Genomic DNA, 19,226 nt, shown 5'->3' with positions numbered 1-19,226 from the left:
GGTAAGCGATGAGCCTTCACCGCCGCTTAGGCGGACGCCTGAGAAGGCTCATCGCTTACCCGGTGGAAAGCGTACGACTGCAGTGAAAATCCTAGCGGTCACTAGTCGACGCACTACGACGCAGTATCCCTATAATATACGTCACTCCCCTTAGCTATATCGGACAGAGACAGGTGCTTGAGCTTTTATTATGGAATAACGAGTTTCCTTAAACCTTCACTAAAAAAAGATCGACCAAATGTTGCTTGGTCAATCTTTACACGCCTATATAAGCTTCCCCATATGAAATTCATCAACAAACTCACCATTAATAATAAGCGCATTTTTTCTTGAGCCTTCATGTTCGAATCCGATTTTCTCATAAAATCTTTGAGCTCTCTTATTTTCTTTGATAACGTTTAGTTCCAGCTTTGAAATGCCTGCTTCTTTTGCCCATTTCTCACCGTAAAGCATAAGAGAAGAAGCAATCCCTTTATTGGAAAACTCTTGTTTTACACCGATGATCACGGATGCTCTATGCAAAGCACGAGGTGCTGGGCCACCTGTGAATTGTACATAGCCAGCGAATTGCCCATTCATAATTGCTAATAAAAGAATGGAGTTGACTTCGTTTTTCCAAGAGGTGAAATTTTTTCGTATACTCTGTACTGTCATTTGAATATCCGATTTTCCATATAACATGAAGTCGGTCTCTGAGAAAATAGTTTCTTGCAATTTGATAAAAGGACGGGCATCTTCGAATTCTGCTTCACGAATAACAAGAATATCTTTCTGCTCGTTTTCAGCTGCTGTAATTTCGTCGGTTTCATGTACAACACTATGGAAATGAATACACTTTCCTATTTCCACACTTTTAACGGAGTAACCACTATCCGCCCATGCAAAAAAATGTAATGCTGGAGGCTTTGTCTTTTTCCACCAGCTGCTACTTAAATAAGCCGCGTTTGGTAGAGCTTGTCCAATAATCGCCTCAATTTCATTATAAGTTAAAGTGATTTCTTTAGCCGTTGATTGTTTAAAAAAAGTAGCAAGCGGAATATATTTATTTTCATAATGTCTAGTCATGTTTAATACCTTCACTCATTTCTACTAAGCTCAAATTCTTAGGCTAATTATAGCACTACCTTCCAAAATGCACACTACTTAAAGCATATTCAAACGTTAAAAAATGCCTGTGGATAGATGATATCAAAAAAAAGTGTTACTTCTGATAGAAGTAACACTTTTAAAGCATTCATAGATTAAGCATTTGCTAGCTCAAGTTGCATAGCAGGTCCGAAGAATTCGTAGTGAATTTGTTCTTTTGCATATCCTAATTCAAGTAAATGATTAATCATTGCTTCCATAAATCCAACTGGTCCACAAACATATACATCCCCTTGTTGGATTGCATGTTCAGCGAGAATGTCTTTTGTGATAAAACCATCTCCAGTATCGGAGTAAAGGGATACATATTTTGCATCTTCCATTGGTTCCATTAAAGAACGAATAGCTTGATCAAATGGGTGTAAGCTCTCGTTACGCGCACTATAGATGAAAGAAACTTTGCGAGAAGATTGGTTTTTCGCAACTGTTTCGAACATACTCATCATAGGTGTAATTCCAACCCCACCACTAATGAAAGTAACAGGTGAAGATTTCTCAGGATCTAAGATGAAATCTCCCGCAGGTGCACTTAGTTCTACCGTATCCCCAACGTTCACATTATTGTGTAAGTGAACCGATACTTTTCCTTCTGGATTATTTTCATCTTCTTTTTTCACGGAAATACGGAAGCTTTCTGAATCGGAAGCTTTTGATAAACTATATTGTCTGTTTAGTAAATATTTCTCGCCTGGAACACTCACACGAATTGTGATGAATTGACCCGGTGGATAAGCAGGTACTTCACTTCCGTCAGCTGGTTTTAAGTAGAATGAAGTAATATTCTCGCTTTCTTTCACTTTATTAACAACAGTGAAATCTTTAAAGAATCTCCAACCACCTTGTTTGGACTCGGAAGCTACATACATTTCTTCTTCAATGCCGATAAATGCATCCGCGATTACGCCATATGCTTCCGCCCACGCATTGATAATATCATCTGTTGCAGCGTCTCCAAGTACTTCCTTGATAGCTCCAAGTAAATGTTCGCCAACGATTGGATAATGTTCTGGTTTAATACCAAGACTTACATGTTTTTGACCAATTTGTTTTACAACTGGAATAATGGCAGCTAAGTTATCGATATGCACTGCAGCTGCATATACAGTGTTTGCAAGTGCTGTTTGTTGACGACCTTTGGCTTGGTTAGCATGGTTAAATATATTTAATAGTTCGGGGTGCGCTTCGAACAGATTTTTATAAAAAGTAGTAGTAATTGCGACTCCGTGTACTTCTAAAACTGGAGCAGTAGATTTTACGATATCAATAGTTTGTTGAGATAACATAATATGACACGTCCTTTTTTTGTTTGTTATTTACACTTATTACGATACTCCTCTATTTTCTTTAAAGCAATATTTAAAATACATCTTTAAAATACCTTTAATAATTCAGACACATTTCTTTCACGAGTTTGTCAAAATCGTTATAATTAGTTGGTAGAATGGCGGTGGCAATATGAGACTAACTATGTATACAGATTTCTCTTTAAGAGTTTTAATATATCTCGGAACAAAAGAAAGAAAAGATCTTTCCACAATTCAAGCTATTTCGGATGCATATGGTATTTCCAAAAATCATTTGATGAAGGTGACGCATGAATTAGGGAAACTTGGCTATATTGAAACGATTCGCGGAAGAGGCGGAGGCATTCGTTTGGCAATGGAACCAGAAGACATTAATATAGGACAAGTAGTTCGGCATACAGAGGATGATTTCCATTTAGTAGAGTGCTTTGATTGTAAAACAAATACATGCGTCATTTCACCGGTTTGTGGTTTGAAAGGCGCATTAAATCGCGCTTTGTTTGCTTATTTAAAAGTGTTGGATGGATATACGCTCGCCGACTTTTTACATCAAAAGCTTAAATTAGCGAATTTACTTTTCAATGAGCAGCAAGATGTATGATAAAATAAATTCGGATATCGTTATTAGGAGGATTACTCATGGAAAAAGTATTAGTTTTTGGACATAAAAACCCGGATACAGACACAATTACATCTGCAATTGTATATGCGCATTTAAAAAATGCAATCGGAGTAGAAGCAGAAGCAGTTCGTTTAGGTGAAGTAAACAATGAAACAAAATTCGCTTTAGAAAAATTCGGATTCGAAGCACCAAGATTAATCGAAAACGTAGCGTCTGAAGCAAAAAAAGTTATTTTAGTCGATCACAATGAAAAACAACAAAGTGCAGACGGTATCGAGGAAGTACAAGTAACAGAAGTAATCGACCATCACCGTATTGCAAACTTCGAAACGGCGGAACCTTTATACTATCGTGCCGAGCCAGTAGGATGTACAGCAACTATTTTAAATAAAATCTATAAAGAAAAAGGCATTGAAATTCCAGCAAATATTGCGGGATTAATGCTTTCTGCAATCGTTTCAGATTCATTATTATTCAAATCACCGACATGCACAGAAGAAGACATTGTAGCTGCACGTGAGCTAGAAAAAATCGCTGGCGTAAATGCAGAAGAGTACGGACTAGCTATGCTAAAAGCAGGAGCAGATTTAAGTGATAAAAGTTTAGAAGACCTGCTTTCACTAGACGCAAAAGAATTCAGTATGGGCGACCACAAAGTAGTGATTGCACAAGTAAATGCAGTAGACGTAAACGACGTAATGGGTCGCCAAGCAGAACTAGAAGAATTAATTCATCGTGCAATCGAAGAACAAGAACTAGATCTATTCTTCTTCGTCGTAACGGATATTTTAAATAATGATTCCGTAGCACTAGCGCTTGGAAAATTAGCGCTTAAAGCAGAAGCAGCTTTCGGAGTGAACTTCGAAAACAACATAGCTTTACTAAAAGGTGTCGTTTCTCGTAAAAAACAAGTAGTGCCAGCATTAACTGAAGCATTAGCTAACTAATTAAATGGACTTCCTGACTTTTTCTAGGGTTGGGAGGTCTTTTTAGTTTGGAAAACTATAAAATGGAGGACATATGGTAACTCTCCAAGCAATACGAAGTAGATTACTTTTTAGGAATAATGCGTCTTAGTGAGCTTTATAAGGAGGCCGCTATATTTCCGCTGGGCGAGTGACCAGCCGCTACGTCGCTAACGCTCTTGCAGGGTCTCACACCGTCATGAAAAATTCCAAATAACGGATAAAGGCAATCAAAAAGCTATTGAAAGCAACTAATTTCAGTACGAAAGCAACTAAAATCAGCATGAGAGCAACTAAATTGCCGATGAAAGCAACTAATTTCTTACAATAGCAAGTTTACTTGGATTGAGACGACCATGATTCCGACATATTATAGGAATAATGTTCTTAAAAGCCCGTCGAACTTGCCTGGCCGGTATCTGCTTGACTAGTTCGTCGTGTTCAAAGGCGAGAGTGTCATGTTCTCAGTGTATATTGTCTCGTTCAACCACTTATTGTTAGTTTCGGACATTGTTAAGTTAGTAGTTTCCATTGATTTTCGCTGCGGGCGTCGACTCCTACCGAGGCCAACAGGATGTTGGTCACAAAGGCGTTGCCACACGATGTGGCGCTCTTAGCCTTTGTAGCGGTCACTAGTCGACGCACTAAGACGCATTATCCCTACATTGTGCTAAATCCCCATTATAAGGTAGTATATTATGCTTTCAGGCAATTATTTTGAAATCAAGAGAAGTACACTTTACAATGAAATAGAGGTGATGGAGATGAAAATTGAAGTATGGTCCGATTTCGTATGTCCGTTTTGTTATATCGGAAAAAGAAGATTAGAAGAAGCGTTACAAGAAACAGGTTTTGCTGGTCGAGCAGAAGTAGAATTCAAAAGCTTTGAGCTAGATCCAAATTCACCAAAAACATCAGATAAATCGATGTATGAAGTGCTTGCAGAGAAATACGGACAAAGCGTAGAAGCTGCAAAGCAAATGACAGTAGGGGTTGCAGAACAAGCAAAAACGGTTGGCTTGGATTATAATTTTGATGCAATGAAACCAGCCAATACGCTAGATGCACATCGTTTAGTGAAATGGGCATCGGAGCAAGGTAAAGCGAAAGAAGCAAACGAACTATTATTACATGCTTATTTCATCGAAGCAAAAGAAATTGGCAAGCATGATGTGCTTTTAGACTTGATCGAGTCACTAGGTTTATCTAGAGAAGAAGCAGAAAAAGTATTGAAATCTGATGCTTATTTAACAGAAGTTCGATTAGATATCGCACGTGCTGGTCAAATAGGCGTACGCGGCGTACCATTTTTTGTGTTAAATGATAAGTATGCTATTTCAGGTGCACAACCATTAGAATCATTCGTTAGTGCATTGAACAAAGTAGCGGAAGAAGAAGGTATTTCTCCTGCACAATGATGCTATAGATGGGGTACCCGTCACAAAATAGAAAATCCTCTTTCCAAAATAATTGGGAAGAGGATTTTTTTAATGTTTTCTTTCAAAACTTACGAATCTAGTACCTTGGAAAGTGAGGATGCCAAGATCATCTTCGGCTATCATTCCATATTCCTGCCCACTTAGTTGGAGCTCTATCCGGTCCCCACTCTCTACTTGAAACGTCACGAAATAAGAAGTGGAAGCTGAACTATCTCCTGAACCTCCCCATGTATCCGAACGCTTTGTTACGACTTGCACAGGGATAGATAATTTGGGGGAGTTATTATTTTTATTTCGTTGTTTAATAGCACTAGTAATAACGAAAATGAATATCCCGATCACAAAAATAAAAACAACAGCTATAAAAATAGGACCTACTACACTTAAGATGTCAAACATATCCATTGTCCTCCTCGTCTACTTCTTTTCAATAATATACGACTCAACTTGAATAAAGTTTCGCTAATAGATAGACAATAGAAGAAACAGGAGGGAATACAAAATGACTCAAAAAATTTTACCAAGTGAATCGCATTCGTACTGGCGTGCCCATAAAGAATTTCCAGTTTTCCCTAAACTAAGTGAAGATATGGAAGTAGATGTTGCCATTATTGGAGCGGGTCTTACCGGAATTACGGCAGCTTATTTGCTTAGTCAAAGTGGTCGAAAAGTAATAGTTGTAGAAGGAAGTAGAATATTAGAAGGAACGACTGGCTTTACGACAGCGAAAGTAACGGTGCAGCATGGCCCTATTTATCAGCAATTAATCGAAAGTTTCGGAAGGGAAAAAGCGGAACAATACTATGAAGCAAACAATGAAGCAAAGGACTTCATGGAACAAACGATAAAGCAATTGGGCATCAATTGTGACTTTGAAAAAGTAGACGCTTTTTTATATACAAATACAGATGATGGAGTAGAAATATTACAAAAAGAACTAGATGCCTACCATAAGATCGGGATAGATGGGGGGGCTTTAACGAAAGAAACGGGACTCCCATTTACTGTGAAAGAGGGACTTAAACTCGAAAATCAAGGGCAATTTCATCCATTAAAGTACGCACTTGCATTGGTAGAGAAAGCGATAGAAAATGGCGTGCAATTTTTCGAAAAATCCCGTGCAAAATCCATTCATGGGAGCAATCGGGTGGAAATGATAGATGGCAACGAAATACGAGCAAAGAAAATACTAGTTTGCAGCCATTTTCCTTTCAACGATGAGGACGGACTTTATTTTACGCGAATGTACTCCGAAAGATCATATGCCCTCGCAACACTTGCAGAAGCAAATTATCCGAAAGGAATTTATATTAATGTAGAAAAACCTACTAGATCGATACGAACGGCACTAGGCCCAGATGGCCGAAGATATTTGTTGCTAGGTGGGGAAGGACATATTACAGGAAGATTTCAAGGCGATACAAGTACCAATTATGACGCTTTAGCTGCATTTGGAAGGGAGCAGTTTAAAGCGAAACAGTATGCTTATCGCTGGTCCGCACAAGATTTGGTCACATTAGACGGAGTTCCATACGTTGGACCAATGACCTCAGGGCTTCAGGATGTACTTGTTGCAACAGGCTACGCCAAGTGGGGAATGACTAATAGTACGGTCGCAGCAAAAATTTTAGTAGATAATGTGCTTGAAAAAGAAAATCGATTTGCAGAACTTTATTCGCCAACCCGATCGAAAATGAAAAAAGAAGATATCAAAAGTTTCGCTAAAATAAACGCAAACGTCGCAAAAGAGCTAGTCAAAGGAAAAACGGAGAAAATCGACGTTGTTTTTCAAGATTTAAAAGCAGGCTCCGGTGATATTATCAAACTAGATGGCCAAAAGGTAGGTGCTTACAAAGATGACTATGGAAAAATCCATTTAGTTAAACCAGTATGCACACATCTCGGCTGCGACGTCGTATTCAACGATGCAGAAAGCTCTTGGGATTGCCCGTGTCATGGATCCAGATATACATATTCTGGAGATGTGATTGAAGGTCCGGCATATGAGCCACTTGAGAAAATAGATATTGGAGAATGATTAGCTCGTTATTAAGGAGTTGGACGAAAATTTTTTCGTCCAACTTCTTTACTGTTGTTTTTAATCGATATATCGGATAAAATTATCGATATAGTTAGAAGGAGAGGATTCAAATGAAAAAGCGGAGAGGTTTTATACAAATAGCTATTTTGCATTTGCTGAAGGAAAGCTCGATGCATGGCTATCAAATAATGAAAGAATTAGAAAACCGCTCAGGAGGACTTTACTCAGCGAGCGCTGGAACGGTATACCCAGCACTCCAGGAGTTAACGGAGCGAGACATGATAGGGTTAGATTCTACATCGGATAAAAAGACATATGAGATAAAAGAAAAAGGGAATGCGCGACTTGTGGAATTTGCAAATCACAGAGAAGGAGACTTTTGGGATTCGTGGAAGGCACGCTGGGTTTGGCAAAATTCAGATGAAGCAACACAGCTAAAATCTGCAATGGATTTATGGGAAGCGGAAGTTCATAAAGCGATTAAACAAACACGTAAAAACCCAGAAAATACGGCTAAATTAATAGACTTTCTAAAAGAAATAACCGAGCGTTTACAAAAAGAAAATAGATAGAGAGGGGAAATGCTATGAAGTCCCTATGGAAATTATTTCCATGTGTTAAGCCGTATACACTATTTGCGATTTTAGCCCCGCTATTAATGTGTGTGGAAGTGGCAATGGATTTACTCCAGCCGACCATTATGCAGCATATTATCGATGTGGGAATTGCAAATAATGATAATGCTTATGTGATTAAGCTTGGATTATTAATGCTTTTAAGCGCTTTTATTGGCTTAATCGGTGGGGCTGGTTGTACGATTTATAGTACGAAGGCGGCGGTTAATTTTGCGGCAGATATACGCCGAGATATTTTCAAAAAGACAGAGCAGTTTTCAAGTAAAAATACGGATACATTTGGAGCAGGAAAACTAATTACGATTGTAACGAATGATGTAACAGCGGTTCAACAAGCATTAATGATGACACTGCGTGTTTTTGTACGCGGACCATTATTATTTATCGGGTCAGTAGCAATTGTTTGGTTCACGGCACGCGAGTTGTTCCCAGTATTATTAGTAGCCATACCGATTTTAATGGTTTGTATTTATTATTTTTCGGCTAAATCAGGAAAGTTATTTGCAAAAGTCCAAAAAGCGATGGATCAGGTCAATACAAAACTACAAGAAACGTTTGCGGGAATACGAGTTATTAAAGCATTCGACCGTCAAGATTACGAGATTAAAACCTTCCGAAAGGTAAATGATCTATTAACGAAACGGAATATGTCTGCCGAACAAGTCATTCTAACACTGATGCCGATCATGCTATTTGTGGTGAATTTAGGTGTCGTCGCAGGAATGTGGATGGGAGCGATCAAAGTAAATGAAGGGACACTCCAAGTCGGTGTTATTTTAGCCTTTATTAACTATTTGAATATTATTATGAATGGACTGATGACGAGTAGTCATGTATTGATGCAAATTACTCGTTCTTTTACTTCTGCTAATCGAATTGGGCAAGTTCTGGAGACGGAAATCGACATTCAGGAACCAGAAATACCTGCTTCGCTTCCGCAAGTAAAAGGGGAAGTGGAGTTTAAAGATGTGTATTTTAGCTATAGTAAAAACGGGGAATATGTCCTGAAAAACATTTCGTTTCGAGCAAAAGCAGGAGAGACGATTGGAATTATCGGTTCTACTGGTAGCGGAAAGACTACGCTCGTCAAACTGATTCCAAGGTTGTATGATCCGGATTCGGGGTCTATTTTAATCGACGGCGTGAATGTAAAGGACTATCCACTTGAGCGTTTAAGAGAAACAATTGGTTTTGTTCCACAAAAAGCGACGTTATTTTCAGGCGCAATTGAAGAGAATTTGCGCTATGGAAAAGAGGAAGCGAGTCTTTTGGAAATGGAAGAAGCAGCTAAATCTGCGGCTGCAATGGAATTTATCGATAAGCTAGAAGATAAATATGACCATGAACTTATGCAAGGGGCAACGAATCTTTCTGGTGGTCAAAAACAACGTCTATCGATGGCTCGTGCATTTATTCGTCAGCCGAAAGTCTTAATACTAGATGATTCTACCTCGGCGATCGATGCTTTGTCGGAATCTATCGTACAACAAGCATTAAAACAAAATCATGCCGATACATCGGTGTTCATCATTTCAGCGAAGGTTTCCTCGATCATCGATGCAGATCAAATTCTCGTGATTGAAGATGGCATGCTTGAAGCGAGTGGCACACATACAGAGTTGCTAGAAAACAGCAGCGTTTATCGCGGAATTTACGAAACGCAAACCGGGAAGGAGGTCTATTCTTATGAATAAAGCTTCTACTACAAATGCGATTGGCCGAGCACGTGGACCAAGAGGGTTCGGTGGACCAGTGGAAAAGGCAAGGGATCGAAAAGGTACGCTCAAGCGTATATGGCAGTACATGGAGAAACAAAAGGTAGCCATGATTCTCTCCGTAATTTTTGTCATCATTTCTACTCTTTTGAACTTGCTCGTACCTTATATGATTGGTGTAATTATCGATCAATACATCATTCCAAAAAATATGAATGGCACACTTCGATTTTTGTTGTTACTAGCCATTGTGTATATTGTTGCCTCCATATTTACTTGGCTACAAACATTTTTGATGGTGCGTGTATCGCTAAAGACGATTCGTATTTTACGTCAGGATTTATTTAATAAATTTCAGACATTGTCTTTGCGCTTTTTTGATAAGCGAACACATGGTGATTTGATGAGTCGCGTGACGAATGATATTGAAAGCTTGAATAATGCACTTAGTCAAAGTGTAATTCAAATTATTTCATCTGCTTTAATGGTATCTGGTGTTACGATCGCGATGTTTTTAATGAATTGGATGCTTGCTATTATATCTTTATTAGTCATTCCATTAATCGTTTTTACAACGAAAAAAATTATTAAATATAGCAGTAGTAATTTTATCAAGAGACAGCGCGATTTAGGTGAACTAAACGGCTTTATCGAAGAAGCCATTTCTGGAAATGAAGTTATTACTATTTTCGGACAGGAAGAAAAAACGTTCACGAAGTTTTCCATCGTGAATGAAAGACTAAGATATTCTGCAATGGCAGCTGATACCGTATCTGGCTTTTTAGGACCGATTAATAACTTCATTAATAACTTAGGGCTTGTGTTAATCATAGGGGTTGGTGCTCTTATGACCGTGCAAGAGATGGCAACAGTCGGGATTATTGCCGCATTCGTTACATATTCCCGTCAATTTTTCCGTCCGATTAACCAACTATCGAGTCTATTAAACACGCTTCAGTCAGCAATAGCAGGAGCGGAGCGAGTATTTGAGATTATGGACGAAACGCCTGATCTGACGGATAAAGAAGATGCGATTGAAGTCGACTCTTTCAAAGGAGATGTCACATTTTCCAATGTAAACTTTGCATATGAAGACGGCAAGCCCATTTTGAAAAACATTAGCTTCCAAGCAAAAGCAGGAGAGAAAATTGCATTAGTAGGTCCAACAGGTTCAGGAAAAACAACGATTATCAATTTATTAATGCGATTTTATAATATCGATTCCGGGGACATTAAAATCGATGGACGAACGATTCAAGACTATCAGATTAGTAAACTCCGTGAAAAAATAGCGATTGTGCTTCAAGACACATTCTTATTTTCCGGAACAATTATGGAAAATATCCGCTATGGTCGCCTAGAAGCAACGGACGAAGAAGTCATTGCCGCTGCTAAAATGGCTTCCGCACACCGGTTTATCAAGCACTTGCCAGCGCGTTATGAAACGCTTATTACCTCAGGCGGATCAAGCCTCAGTCAAGGTCAGCGTCAACTATTAGCCATTGCTCGAGCAATTTTAGCAGATTCGGATATATTGATCCTGGATGAAGCGACATCCAGCATTGACACAAGAACCGAAATCGAAATCCAACAAGGGCTGAATCGATTATCGGAAGGTAGAACAAGCTTCGTCATTGCGCACCGTTTAAAAACAATCGAAAATGCGGATCGAATATTAGTTATTAATCAAGGGGAACTGATAGAGTCTGGAACACATGAAGAACTGTTAAAGCAAAAAGGTTTTTACTATGAGCTGTATGAGAGTCAATTTAATATTTAAATGACATAACTCGAACATGTAGCCGTTATTATTATATAATTTAATAATAATCCAATGGGGGGATCGACATGGAAGAGCATATGAAAAAACAAATTGCAGATATACTTGTTCCAGCACTAAAGCCAGTTTTTCTAATCGTCTTTGGTTCGTATGCAAAAGGGCATGCACGACCAGATAGTGATCTAGATATTGCCTTTTATTGTGATGATGCAGCTCTAACCTCGTATGATGTGTTTATGTTGGCTCAGCAGTTGGCAGATAAGCTAAAAATGGAAGTTGATTTAGTTAACTTGAAGGAAGCGAACACCGTTTTCCAAGCTCAAATATTCTCTACAGGTGTTACTATTCATTGTATAGATGAAAATATTCGTGTGCGGGAGCAAATGAAGGCATTGAGTATGTATGTTAAATTAAACGAAGACCGCTGGGAAGCTCTAGAGCAAATTGCGAGAAGAGGTTCTGTTTATGACTAATGACGTAATTTATTATAAAGTAAGTACAATTGAACGTTGCGTGCTCCGTATTCAAGAAGTATATGCTAATGATGAAGCAAATCTTGTAGATTATACGAAGCAAGACAGTATCATACTGAATATCCAAAGAGCTTGCGAAGCCACGATTGATCTAGCTATGCATCTCGTTGCAGAAAAAAAACTAGGTTTACCTCAAAAAAGCCGGGAAGCATTTGAATTGCTACAAGAAGCAAGCATTTTAGAAGAGAAGTTAGTAAACAATTTAAAAGCAATGGTTGGCTTTCGCAATATTGCTGTCGATGATTATCAGGCCATTAACCTATCCATACTAAAACAAATCATTGAGAAACATCTGAATGATTTTACAGAGTATACAAAGGTAATATTGAAATATATGAATAATTAAGGAAAAACAATCGTGCGGAGTGACCTCTGCACGATTGTTTTAGAAAGATGAAGTTTTTGTTTCTGCTTGTGGACGTTTTTGTAAATCTAAAATAAGTGGGTCTGCAGACGATTCTAGTAAATTTGCTTGTTTTTGTTGCAAATCTAGTCGCATTTTTTCTGTTTCCGCTAAAAAGTTGTTGTACTTTAGTTTTTCTAGTTCAATTTCATCTTTTACAATTTCCGTTCTTGATTTATACGTCTTTCGTAAATGCGTCGTCCAAATTGCAGAAAGTGGAATAGAAAAAATCATCACTACGGCAACTAATCCTACAAATTCTCCCATCTAAAATTCCTCCTAGATCATTTTCTTAAGTATATACGAAAAGCGAAAGAAATAGTTTCGGAAATGATAGATTATTCTGAGTAACGATAAGCTTAGTTGGAATTTTAGAGCATTTAGTTGGAAAAAATGAAGTTTTAGTTGGAAAAAACGTCACTTTAGTTGGAAAACCACCCAAAAACGAAAAAAGCTCCCCGAAACAACTCCGGGGAAGCAATTATTTATTCAAATAAGCCCATGCATACTGTGCATACAATTCTGCTCCAGTTACAAGTGCATCTTCGTCGATGTCGAAGTTCCCGTGGTGGTGGGCCCATTCGGTATCTTTTTCAGGATTTCCACTTCCTACTAGGGCAAAACTACCTGGTGCTTTCGTTAAGTAAGCAGAGAAGTCTTCCGCACCCATTGTTGGTTTTTCATCATACACCGCATCAGATCCAAATGCTTCCGCAGCAACTTGTTGCACGAGGTTTGCACTTTCTTCCTCATTCACTACCGTATCTGTACCACGAATATATTCCACTTCCGCAGTAGCACCGTAAACTGCAGCAACGCTTTCCGCGTATTGCGTAATACTTTTCTCGATATGATCGCGCGTTTCTGGATGGAATGTACGAACTGTTCCTTCGATTTCCGCATTTTCAGCGATTACATTAAATCTTGTTCCAACAACCATTTTTCCGATAGTAAGAACAGCAGGACTTTGTGGATCAATTGTTCTAGAAACAACCGTTTGCACATTCATAACAAATGAAGAAGCAACAATTGCCGCGTCGATACAATCTTCGGGCATCGCAGCATGTCCGCCTCTCCCTTTGAATCTCACTTTGATAATGTCTGCAGCAGCAAATGAAGGACCTGGGGAGCAGGCTACTTTATTTGTTGGCATTTGAGACCAAATATGAATACCAAATACGTTGTCAACGCCGTCCATTGCGCCTTGAGCAACGATTGCTTTTGCTCCAGCAGCCGCTTCTTCCGCTGGTTGGAACAACAAACGTACATTACCTGGAAGCTGATCTTTTACATCGTTTAAAGCTTTCGCAGCTATTAACAACATCGAAGTATGTGCATCATGTCCACAAGCATGCATTTTCCCTTCCACTTTAGATGCATAAGGTACATTTGTGTTCAGTTGTTGAACTGGAAGTGCATCCATATCCGCTCTAAGTGCAACTGTTTTTCCGCCTGGAACTGCTTGGATTTCAGCGATTACTCCAGTAGGTTCCGTTTTTCGGTAAGGAATGCCAAGCTCGTCTAAATACGCACAAACAAAGGCAGTTGTTTTGAATTCTTCAAATGATAACTCAGGTTCACTATGCAGTTTACGACGTAGTGCAGTCAATTCTTCACTATTATTTGTGATGGATTCTTTTATTTTTTGGTTAATCATAATTTATTTCCCTCCGTTAATCGTAAAGCTGTTTGAAACAAAATATTCGCACCGTCTGCGAGATGACTTGCATCAGACCATTCCTCTGGGCAATGACTAAGTCCGTCTTTACTTGGAATAAATACCATTCCACAAGCGGTAAAATCGGAAAATACCATTGCGTCGTGACCAGCGCCGCTATTAATAGAACAATAAGGGATGCCTAAATTGTCTGTTGTTTCTTTAAAAATAGCTCGAATATTTTCATCCATTTCTTTTGGGGATATATACAATAATTGTTCCGTAGAAGTATGAATACCAGCTTCATTTTTAGAAGCAATTAATTGTTCCACTTTTCGTACGGCATTTTGAACATGTTTTTCATTCCCAGAGCGTATATCTACCGAGAACACAACCTTATCTGGTATAACATTCGCTCCGTTTGGAAATACATGCAGCTGACCTGTAGTAATTACAGTTCCATCACCTTCATCTATCGCTAGCTTTGGAAAAGCTGCAATCACTTCAGCTGCTGCAACGAGAGCGTCCGAGCGGTGACTCATCGGGGTAGTTCCAGCATGACCAGCTCGTCCTTGTATCGTTACTTCTAATTGCGTTAAGCCAACAATTGCTTCTACTACACCAATGGGAATAGCATTTTCTTCTAAGATAGGGCCTTGCTCGATATGAAGCTCCAGAAAAGCTTTCATTGTCTTAGGATCGCGAAGCTTTTCTTTCTCCGTGTCTAAGCCAATTTGTCGCATCGCATCTACCGCAAGGATACCGTCTTTATCTGTTAATGTTTGAAAGCTTTCATTTGTCAATAACCCCATCATTCCTCTAGAACCCATTAACCCGCCGCCGTAACGTGATCCTTCTTCTTCGACAAGTGCAATGATTTCAAGAGGGTATGCAGGTTTATAATGACTCTCTTGGAATAACGCCGCTACTTCTAACCCAATAACGACCCCTGCAGTACCATCATAAGCTCCGCCGTTTGGTACAGAATCGAAATGAGAACCAACGATAACAGAAGGGGCGTCCGGAATCGTTCCTTCAAGCTTTCCAAAAATGTTTCCAAACCCATCTTCTGAAACAGTAAGTCCATATTCGAGCATTCGGTCTTTAATGTAATTTCGAGCACTCAAATCTTCTTTCGAATAAGTAAGCCTAGTTACCCCTGCTCCAGGGGTAGCGGTAAAATGACTTAATAGTTCAATATGCTGTTCAATTCTTTGCTGATTGGCAAACATACTATCGCTCCTATTCTTATAAGAAACCTACGAAAATACCTGCGAGAATTACCGAAACAATCGTTACGCTTATAAATCCTCCTACAAGCATTGGTGCAAGCATATGATCTGTCAATACTTTACGTTCTTTTTCATCTTGTGTTAAAGAGTTAATTACTTCATTTGTAATAATATAATCTGCTGGGAAACCATATAATGCAGTTAAAGAGATTGCGAAAGCCATATTTTTGCTTACTTTCAACACTTTTCCTATGATGAAGGAGAAGATGTACATTCCGATAACCCCTAATACGATTGTCCCGATTAATGGATAAAGAATATCAACAATCATAGATGGTGTAGCAGTTTTTAGTCCATCAAATACGAATAGCATTAAAACCATTACACATAATCCAAACCCATTTGCTTTTTGTAACACATGGCGTTCCAAAAAGCCGATACTTTTCGCAATAATACCAAACAATAAACAAAGAACATAAGGACTAACTGTTACGAATGGTGCTAATAATGTAGAAACAAGATAAGCAAGGAATCCTACGAAAGCAAGACGGAAAAATTTAAAATATTCCGTATTATATTGTTTAGGCATTTTGCGGAACATTTTCAGCTCTTCTTCCGATTCTTCAGAAGAAGTGGACGCTTGTCCTGTTGAAGCTATTTCCCCCTTGCGAAACTTTTCAAGAAGCATTTTCCCTTCTTTTTTTAGTGCGATAGATGTTAACGGATAGCCAGCGAATCCTTGCATCACATAAATCACAATGGCGAAAACAGATAGAGTAGTAAGTCCCGCATTAGCAGCACCTTCAGACATGATTAGTGCTGATACGATTCCTCCAACTAAAGGTGGGATAGCAACAATGATTGTTTCAATGCCAAACAAAAATGTCCCAATTCCAAATAGAGCTGCGATAATTCCTAAAATTCCAGCAAGAGAAATTAGAATCGTTTTCCACTGCTCTTTCAACTGTTGTATAGAAAGTAAAGTACCCATATTTGTAATGAGTAAGTAAATCATCATTGTAGCAACAACTGGTGGTACCCCAGCAGTGGATACAATATCTTTTGGGAAGAATGTCCAGTATCCAATAAGGAAAAGAACTGCTGAGACGAAAACAGAAGGAATCCAAGCCTTTGTACGAGTTGAAACTAGATCTCCTATGAATAAAATCGCGATAACGATTACTAGTGCGAGCATTTGTGACATAATAGTTGCCCCTTTCTGATAATAAAGAATTGTCCATATAATATCATGATTAAGAAGTATATAATATATTTCAGAAAATTTAGTTTTTTATTTGGTAATGTAAGTGTTTTCTCTCGTTAAGTTACTAATTTCCAAATAAAAAAGCAACCCTGAATGGCCAGAGTTGCTTTAGAGATATTTAGATTATTGAGCTGGGTTTAACTGAAGTTCAACATTGATTTTGATGTCGTCTCCAACTAATACGCCACCAGTTTCTAGGGCTTGGTTCCAAGTTAAACCAAATTCTTTACGACTGATTTTAGTTTCCGCATTGAACGCTACAACTTCTACGCCCCATGGGTTAGTACCTTTACCGCCATATTCCACTTCGAAAGATGCTGGTTTAGTAACACCTTTAATCGTCATATCACCAGTTACATCGTATTCACCATCATCTGTTTTTTTGATGTCTGTTGCAACGAATTTGATATTTGGGAAAGTTTCAGTGTCAAAGAAATCAGCACTACGTAAGTGATTGTCACGATCTTCGTTATTTGTAGTAATCGATTTCACATCGATGTCAAAACTGATTGTTGCGCCAGTTAAATCTTCTGCATTTCCTTCTAAATCCGCATTAAAGTTAGTGAAAGATCCTTTTACTTTTGAAACCATCATGTGTTTTACAGAAAAATCGATACTAGAGTGTGCTGCGTCAAGATTAAATTTTGTCATTTTAATTTCCTCCTCAGGATTTCTTGTTTTTATTAGTATAAAACATATTTGCTTTGAAATCAAGATGTTTTATTTCGAAGTAAATGAAAAGATTAAACAATTTTCTTAACCCATTAAGGTAAAGCAACAAATCACAAGTTACTTTATGTAACTAACTTTAGAATAATACAGAACTTACGTCAAGTAATTAAATTACTGTTATTTTACAAAAAAATAATATAGGCGTATAATAGGAAGTAATAGAGGTGAAACAGATGAAAGAAACGTTATTATGTCCACGTTTAGCGAAGGCAATGGAGTTGCTCGGAAAAAGATGGACTGCGTTAATTATTTTTCAGTTAATTGATGGAGCGAAACGATTTAATGAAATCGAGTCGTCTCTTCCTATAAGTGGTCGATTACTTTCAGAGCGTTTAAAAGAGCTTGAAAAAGAGGGTTTAGTAGAAAGAACTGTCTTTTCGGAAGTTCCTGTTCGTGTGGAATATAATTTAACCGATAAAGGCTATGCTCTAAAAGATGTAGTAGATGGAATTGAATCTTGGTCTAAAGAATGGTTCTGACAATTTTGCTTGAAAAATTAAGTGCGAGAACGCATACTATGAAAGGGTATAGGTTAATGAAGAAAGGATTGGCTATTTTTGGCTAAACAACAATGGTATCAAGATTTAATTACACAGCTAGATCCGAAGAACGTAAAAATAGATGAAGCACTCAATTTGCATACAATGACACGAATGGGTGGAGTTGCAGATATATTTGTGACTCCTGAAACAGAGGACGAAGCAGCATTCACGGTTCAATATGCGTATAAAAAAGATATTCCCTTATTGCTATTAGGAAACGGTTCTAATATGGTCGTTAGAGATGGCGGGGTTCGCGGTATTGTACTTCGTTTGGAAAAACTGAACAAAATCATGATAAACGGAAACAAAGTGATCGCTGAAAGTGGAGCAGATATAATCGATGTTTCCAGAGCGGTTGCAAGTGAGAGACTAACTGGATTAGAGTTCGCTTGTGGTATACCTGGTTCAATTGGCGGCGCGATGGCGATGAATGCCGGTGCATACGGTGGAGAGATTCAAGATGTGATCGTTCAATCGACCGTTCTAACGCCAAGCGGTGAAAAAATAATCCTGTCAAAAGAAGATCTCGAATTAGGCTATCGTAAAAGTATCATTACGAAAAAAGGGTATTATGTATTATCCGCTGAGTTTGAATTGGCACCGGGTATACAGGAAGAAATCGATGCAAAAATTGCCGACTTGACGTTCCAACGGGAATCTAAACAACCGCTCGAGTATCCTTCAGCAGGCAGCGTGTTCAAGCGCCCACCTGGTTATTTTGCTGGAAAACTGATTCAAGATAGCGGCTTGCAAGGAAAAGGGTATGGTGGAGCAGAAGTTTCAACAAAGCATGCCGGTTTTATTATTAATAAAAATAATGCAACAGCAACCGATTATATTAGTACGATTGAAATGGTGAAAGAAGTTGTTAAGAAAAACTTCGATGTGGAGCTTGAACTTGAAGTGAAAATCGTCGGAGAAAATGTGGACCTGTGAATATATATTCACAGGTTCTTTTTTATGGCTAAGGGAATTAAAAATTGGATGTTAGACGTACTCTAGGGATAATATGTCTTAAAAGCTTTATTAGGTGACCGCTATGATTTTTTCTGTAGTCGTACGCTTTCCGCCGGGTGAGCGATGAGCAAGCACCGCCGCCTACAGCGAAAATCAACGAAAAATGCTTACTTATTCAGCATCAACTCGCTAAAAACAAAATTTCCTCCGTTTTTTGACTGTGTGAATCCAGTTACTGGATTCACACAGTCAAAAAACG

The 19,226-nt window shown here is 38.5% G+C and carries 19 protein-coding genes; 11 read left to right on the top strand and 8 right to left on the bottom strand.

Going from position 1 to position 19,226, the window contains the following annotated elements; genetic code table 11:
• Positions 1-264 precede the first annotated feature (264 nt).
• Both FG383_RS18105 and hmpA read right to left on the bottom strand, forming a co-directional pair.
• Positions 265-1,065: a GNAT family N-acetyltransferase gene (locus FG383_RS18105; protein WP_142608807.1), complete on the bottom strand. Its 801-nt coding sequence runs from the start codon at positions 1,063-1,065 to the stop codon at positions 265-267.
• A 176-nt stretch (positions 1,066-1,241) separates the two neighbouring features.
• Positions 1,242-2,429 (bottom strand): NO-inducible flavohemoprotein, encoded by a 1,188-nt coding sequence (gene hmpA, locus FG383_RS18100; protein ID WP_142608806.1) that lies wholly within the window; start codon positions 2,427-2,429, stop codon positions 1,242-1,244.
• A 172-nt stretch (positions 2,430-2,601) separates the two neighbouring features.
• Here hmpA and FG383_RS18095 point away from each other — a divergent pair, with 172 nt between their 5' ends.
• From FG383_RS18095 to FG383_RS18085, 3 genes are all read left to right on the top strand, one after another.
• On the top strand, positions 2,602-3,051 hold the full coding sequence (locus FG383_RS18095) for an RrF2 family transcriptional regulator (protein ID WP_142608805.1): 450 nt from the start codon (positions 2,602-2,604) through the stop codon (positions 3,049-3,051).
• Positions 3,052-3,089: 38 nt separating this feature from the next.
• Positions 3,090-4,019, top strand: coding sequence for a manganese-dependent inorganic pyrophosphatase (locus tag FG383_RS18090; RefSeq protein WP_142608804.1), 930 nt, complete (start codon positions 3,090-3,092; stop codon positions 4,017-4,019).
• A 782-nt stretch (positions 4,020-4,801) separates the two neighbouring features.
• Positions 4,802-5,455, top strand: a complete 654-nt coding sequence (locus tag FG383_RS18085) for a DsbA family oxidoreductase (RefSeq protein WP_142608803.1) — start codon at positions 4,802-4,804, stop codon at positions 5,453-5,455.
• A 69-nt stretch (positions 5,456-5,524) separates the two neighbouring features.
• Here FG383_RS18085 and FG383_RS18080 read toward each other — a convergent pair whose 3' ends face one another.
• Positions 5,525-5,875, bottom strand: coding sequence for a DUF2500 domain-containing protein (locus tag FG383_RS18080; RefSeq protein ID WP_142608802.1), 351 nt, complete (start codon positions 5,873-5,875; stop codon positions 5,525-5,527).
• Between the two features lie 103 nt (positions 5,876-5,978).
• Between FG383_RS18080 and FG383_RS18075 the strand changes: the two genes are divergently transcribed.
• The 6 genes from FG383_RS18075 (at position 5,979) to hepT (ending at position 12,526) form a co-directional block, all read left to right on the top strand.
• The gene (locus FG383_RS18075) at positions 5,979-7,514 is read left to right on the top strand and encodes an FAD-dependent oxidoreductase (protein WP_142608801.1); all 1,536 of its coding nucleotides are present in this window, start codon (positions 5,979-5,981) and stop codon (positions 7,512-7,514) included.
• 113 nt (positions 7,515-7,627) lie between these two features.
• Entirely contained in the window at positions 7,628-8,089 is a 462-nt protein-coding gene (locus FG383_RS18070; RefSeq protein ID WP_142608800.1) for a PadR family transcriptional regulator, read from the top strand.
• Between the two features lie 14 nt (positions 8,090-8,103).
• The gene (locus tag FG383_RS18065) at positions 8,104-9,846 is read left to right on the top strand and encodes an ABC transporter ATP-binding protein (protein ID WP_142608799.1); all 1,743 of its coding nucleotides are present in this window, start codon (positions 8,104-8,106) and stop codon (positions 9,844-9,846) included.
• Positions 9,839-11,647, top strand: a complete 1,809-nt coding sequence (locus FG383_RS18060) for an ABC transporter ATP-binding protein (protein WP_142608798.1) — start codon at positions 9,839-9,841, stop codon at positions 11,645-11,647. Before FG383_RS18065 ends, FG383_RS18060 begins: the two co-directional genes overlap by 8 nt.
• 68 nt (positions 11,648-11,715) lie before the next feature.
• Entirely contained in the window at positions 11,716-12,120 is a 405-nt protein-coding gene (gene mntA / locus FG383_RS18055) for a type VII toxin-antitoxin system MntA family adenylyltransferase antitoxin (RefSeq protein ID WP_142608797.1), read from the top strand.
• Complete coding sequence (gene hepT / locus FG383_RS18050; RefSeq protein ID WP_142608796.1) at positions 12,113-12,526, top strand: type VII toxin-antitoxin system HepT family RNase toxin; 414 nt, start codon at positions 12,113-12,115, stop codon at positions 12,524-12,526. Before mntA ends, hepT begins: the two co-directional genes overlap by 8 nt.
• Positions 12,527-12,565: 39 nt before the next feature.
• Here the strand turns inward: hepT and FG383_RS18045 are convergent, their stop codons facing one another.
• The 5 genes from FG383_RS18045 to FG383_RS18025 form a co-directional block, all read right to left on the bottom strand.
• Positions 12,566-12,850: a hypothetical protein gene (locus tag FG383_RS18045; RefSeq protein ID WP_142608795.1), complete on the bottom strand. Its 285-nt coding sequence runs from the start codon at positions 12,848-12,850 to the stop codon at positions 12,566-12,568.
• 214 nt (positions 12,851-13,064) lie between these two features.
• Complete coding sequence (locus FG383_RS18040) at positions 13,065-14,240, bottom strand: amidohydrolase (protein ID WP_142608794.1); 1,176 nt, start codon at positions 14,238-14,240, stop codon at positions 13,065-13,067.
• A complete protein-coding gene (locus tag FG383_RS18035) occupies positions 14,237-15,472 on the bottom strand; it encodes a Zn-dependent hydrolase (RefSeq protein ID WP_142608793.1) in 1,236 nt (411 codons plus the stop codon). Before FG383_RS18035 ends, FG383_RS18040 begins: the two co-directional genes overlap by 4 nt.
• A gap of 16 nt (positions 15,473-15,488) precedes the next feature.
• Positions 15,489-16,676, bottom strand: coding sequence for a hypothetical protein (locus FG383_RS18030; RefSeq protein WP_142608792.1), 1,188 nt, complete (start codon positions 16,674-16,676; stop codon positions 15,489-15,491).
• Positions 16,677-16,859: 183 nt separating this feature from the next.
• On the bottom strand, positions 16,860-17,387 hold the full coding sequence (locus FG383_RS18025; RefSeq protein WP_142608791.1) for a YceI family protein: 528 nt from the start codon (positions 17,385-17,387) through the stop codon (positions 16,860-16,862).
• 254 nt (positions 17,388-17,641) lie between these two features.
• Between FG383_RS18025 and FG383_RS18020 the strand changes: the two genes are divergently transcribed.
• Positions 17,642-17,947, top strand: coding sequence for a winged helix-turn-helix transcriptional regulator (locus FG383_RS18020; protein ID WP_142608809.1), 306 nt, complete (start codon positions 17,642-17,644; stop codon positions 17,945-17,947).
• A 78-nt stretch (positions 17,948-18,025) separates the two neighbouring features.
• Positions 18,026-18,946 (top strand): UDP-N-acetylmuramate dehydrogenase, encoded by a 921-nt coding sequence (murB, locus tag FG383_RS18015; protein WP_142608790.1) that lies wholly within the window; start codon positions 18,026-18,028, stop codon positions 18,944-18,946.
• Positions 18,947-19,226 lie beyond the last annotated feature (280 nt).

The organism is Psychrobacillus soli, from assembly GCF_006861775.1.
In the GTDB taxonomy this organism is placed as follows: Bacteria; Bacillota; Bacilli; order Bacillales_A; family Planococcaceae; genus Psychrobacillus; species Psychrobacillus soli.
The sequence above is the reverse complement of the archived record's forward strand: the minus strand, read 5'-3'. Positions and strand labels throughout refer to the sequence as shown.

Bases quoted from the DNA above. Each gene is read 5' to 3' on its own strand.
- FG383_RS18105 (WP_142608807.1), bottom strand. From the start codon at position 1,065: ATGACTAGACATTATGAAAATAAATATATTCCGCTTGCTACTTTTTTT.
- hmpA (WP_142608806.1), bottom strand. From the start codon at position 2,429: ATGTTATCTCAACAAACTATTGATATCGTAAAATCTACTGCTCCAGTT.
- FG383_RS18095 (WP_142608805.1), top strand. From the start codon at position 2,602: ATGAGACTAACTATGTATACAGATTTCTCTTTAAGAGTTTTAATATAT.
- FG383_RS18090 (WP_142608804.1), top strand. From the start codon at position 3,090: ATGGAAAAAGTATTAGTTTTTGGACATAAAAACCCGGATACAGACACA.
- FG383_RS18085 (WP_142608803.1), top strand. From the start codon at position 4,802: ATGAAAATTGAAGTATGGTCCGATTTCGTATGTCCGTTTTGTTATATC.
- FG383_RS18080 (WP_142608802.1), bottom strand. From the start codon at position 5,875: ATGTTTGACATCTTAAGTGTAGTAGGTCCTATTTTTATAGCTGTTGTT.
- FG383_RS18075 (WP_142608801.1), top strand. From the start codon at position 5,979: ATGACTCAAAAAATTTTACCAAGTGAATCGCATTCGTACTGGCGTGCC.
- FG383_RS18070 (WP_142608800.1), top strand. From the start codon at position 7,628: ATGAAAAAGCGGAGAGGTTTTATACAAATAGCTATTTTGCATTTGCTG.
- FG383_RS18065 (WP_142608799.1), top strand. From the start codon at position 8,104: ATGAAGTCCCTATGGAAATTATTTCCATGTGTTAAGCCGTATACACTA.
- FG383_RS18060 (WP_142608798.1), top strand. From the start codon at position 9,839: ATGAATAAAGCTTCTACTACAAATGCGATTGGCCGAGCACGTGGACCA.
- mntA (WP_142608797.1), top strand. From the start codon at position 11,716: ATGGAAGAGCATATGAAAAAACAAATTGCAGATATACTTGTTCCAGCA.
- hepT (WP_142608796.1), top strand. From the start codon at position 12,113: ATGACTAATGACGTAATTTATTATAAAGTAAGTACAATTGAACGTTGC.
- FG383_RS18045 (WP_142608795.1), bottom strand. From the start codon at position 12,850: ATGGGAGAATTTGTAGGATTAGTTGCCGTAGTGATGATTTTTTCTATT.
- FG383_RS18040 (WP_142608794.1), bottom strand. From the start codon at position 14,240: ATGATTAACCAAAAAATAAAAGAATCCATCACAAATAATAGTGAAGAA.
- FG383_RS18035 (WP_142608793.1), bottom strand. From the start codon at position 15,472: ATGTTTGCCAATCAGCAAAGAATTGAACAGCATATTGAACTATTAAGT.
- FG383_RS18030 (WP_142608792.1), bottom strand. From the start codon at position 16,676: ATGTCACAAATGCTCGCACTAGTAATCGTTATCGCGATTTTATTCATA.
- FG383_RS18025 (WP_142608791.1), bottom strand. From the start codon at position 17,387: ATGACAAAATTTAATCTTGACGCAGCACACTCTAGTATCGATTTTTCT.
- FG383_RS18020 (WP_142608809.1), top strand. From the start codon at position 17,642: ATGAAAGAAACGTTATTATGTCCACGTTTAGCGAAGGCAATGGAGTTG.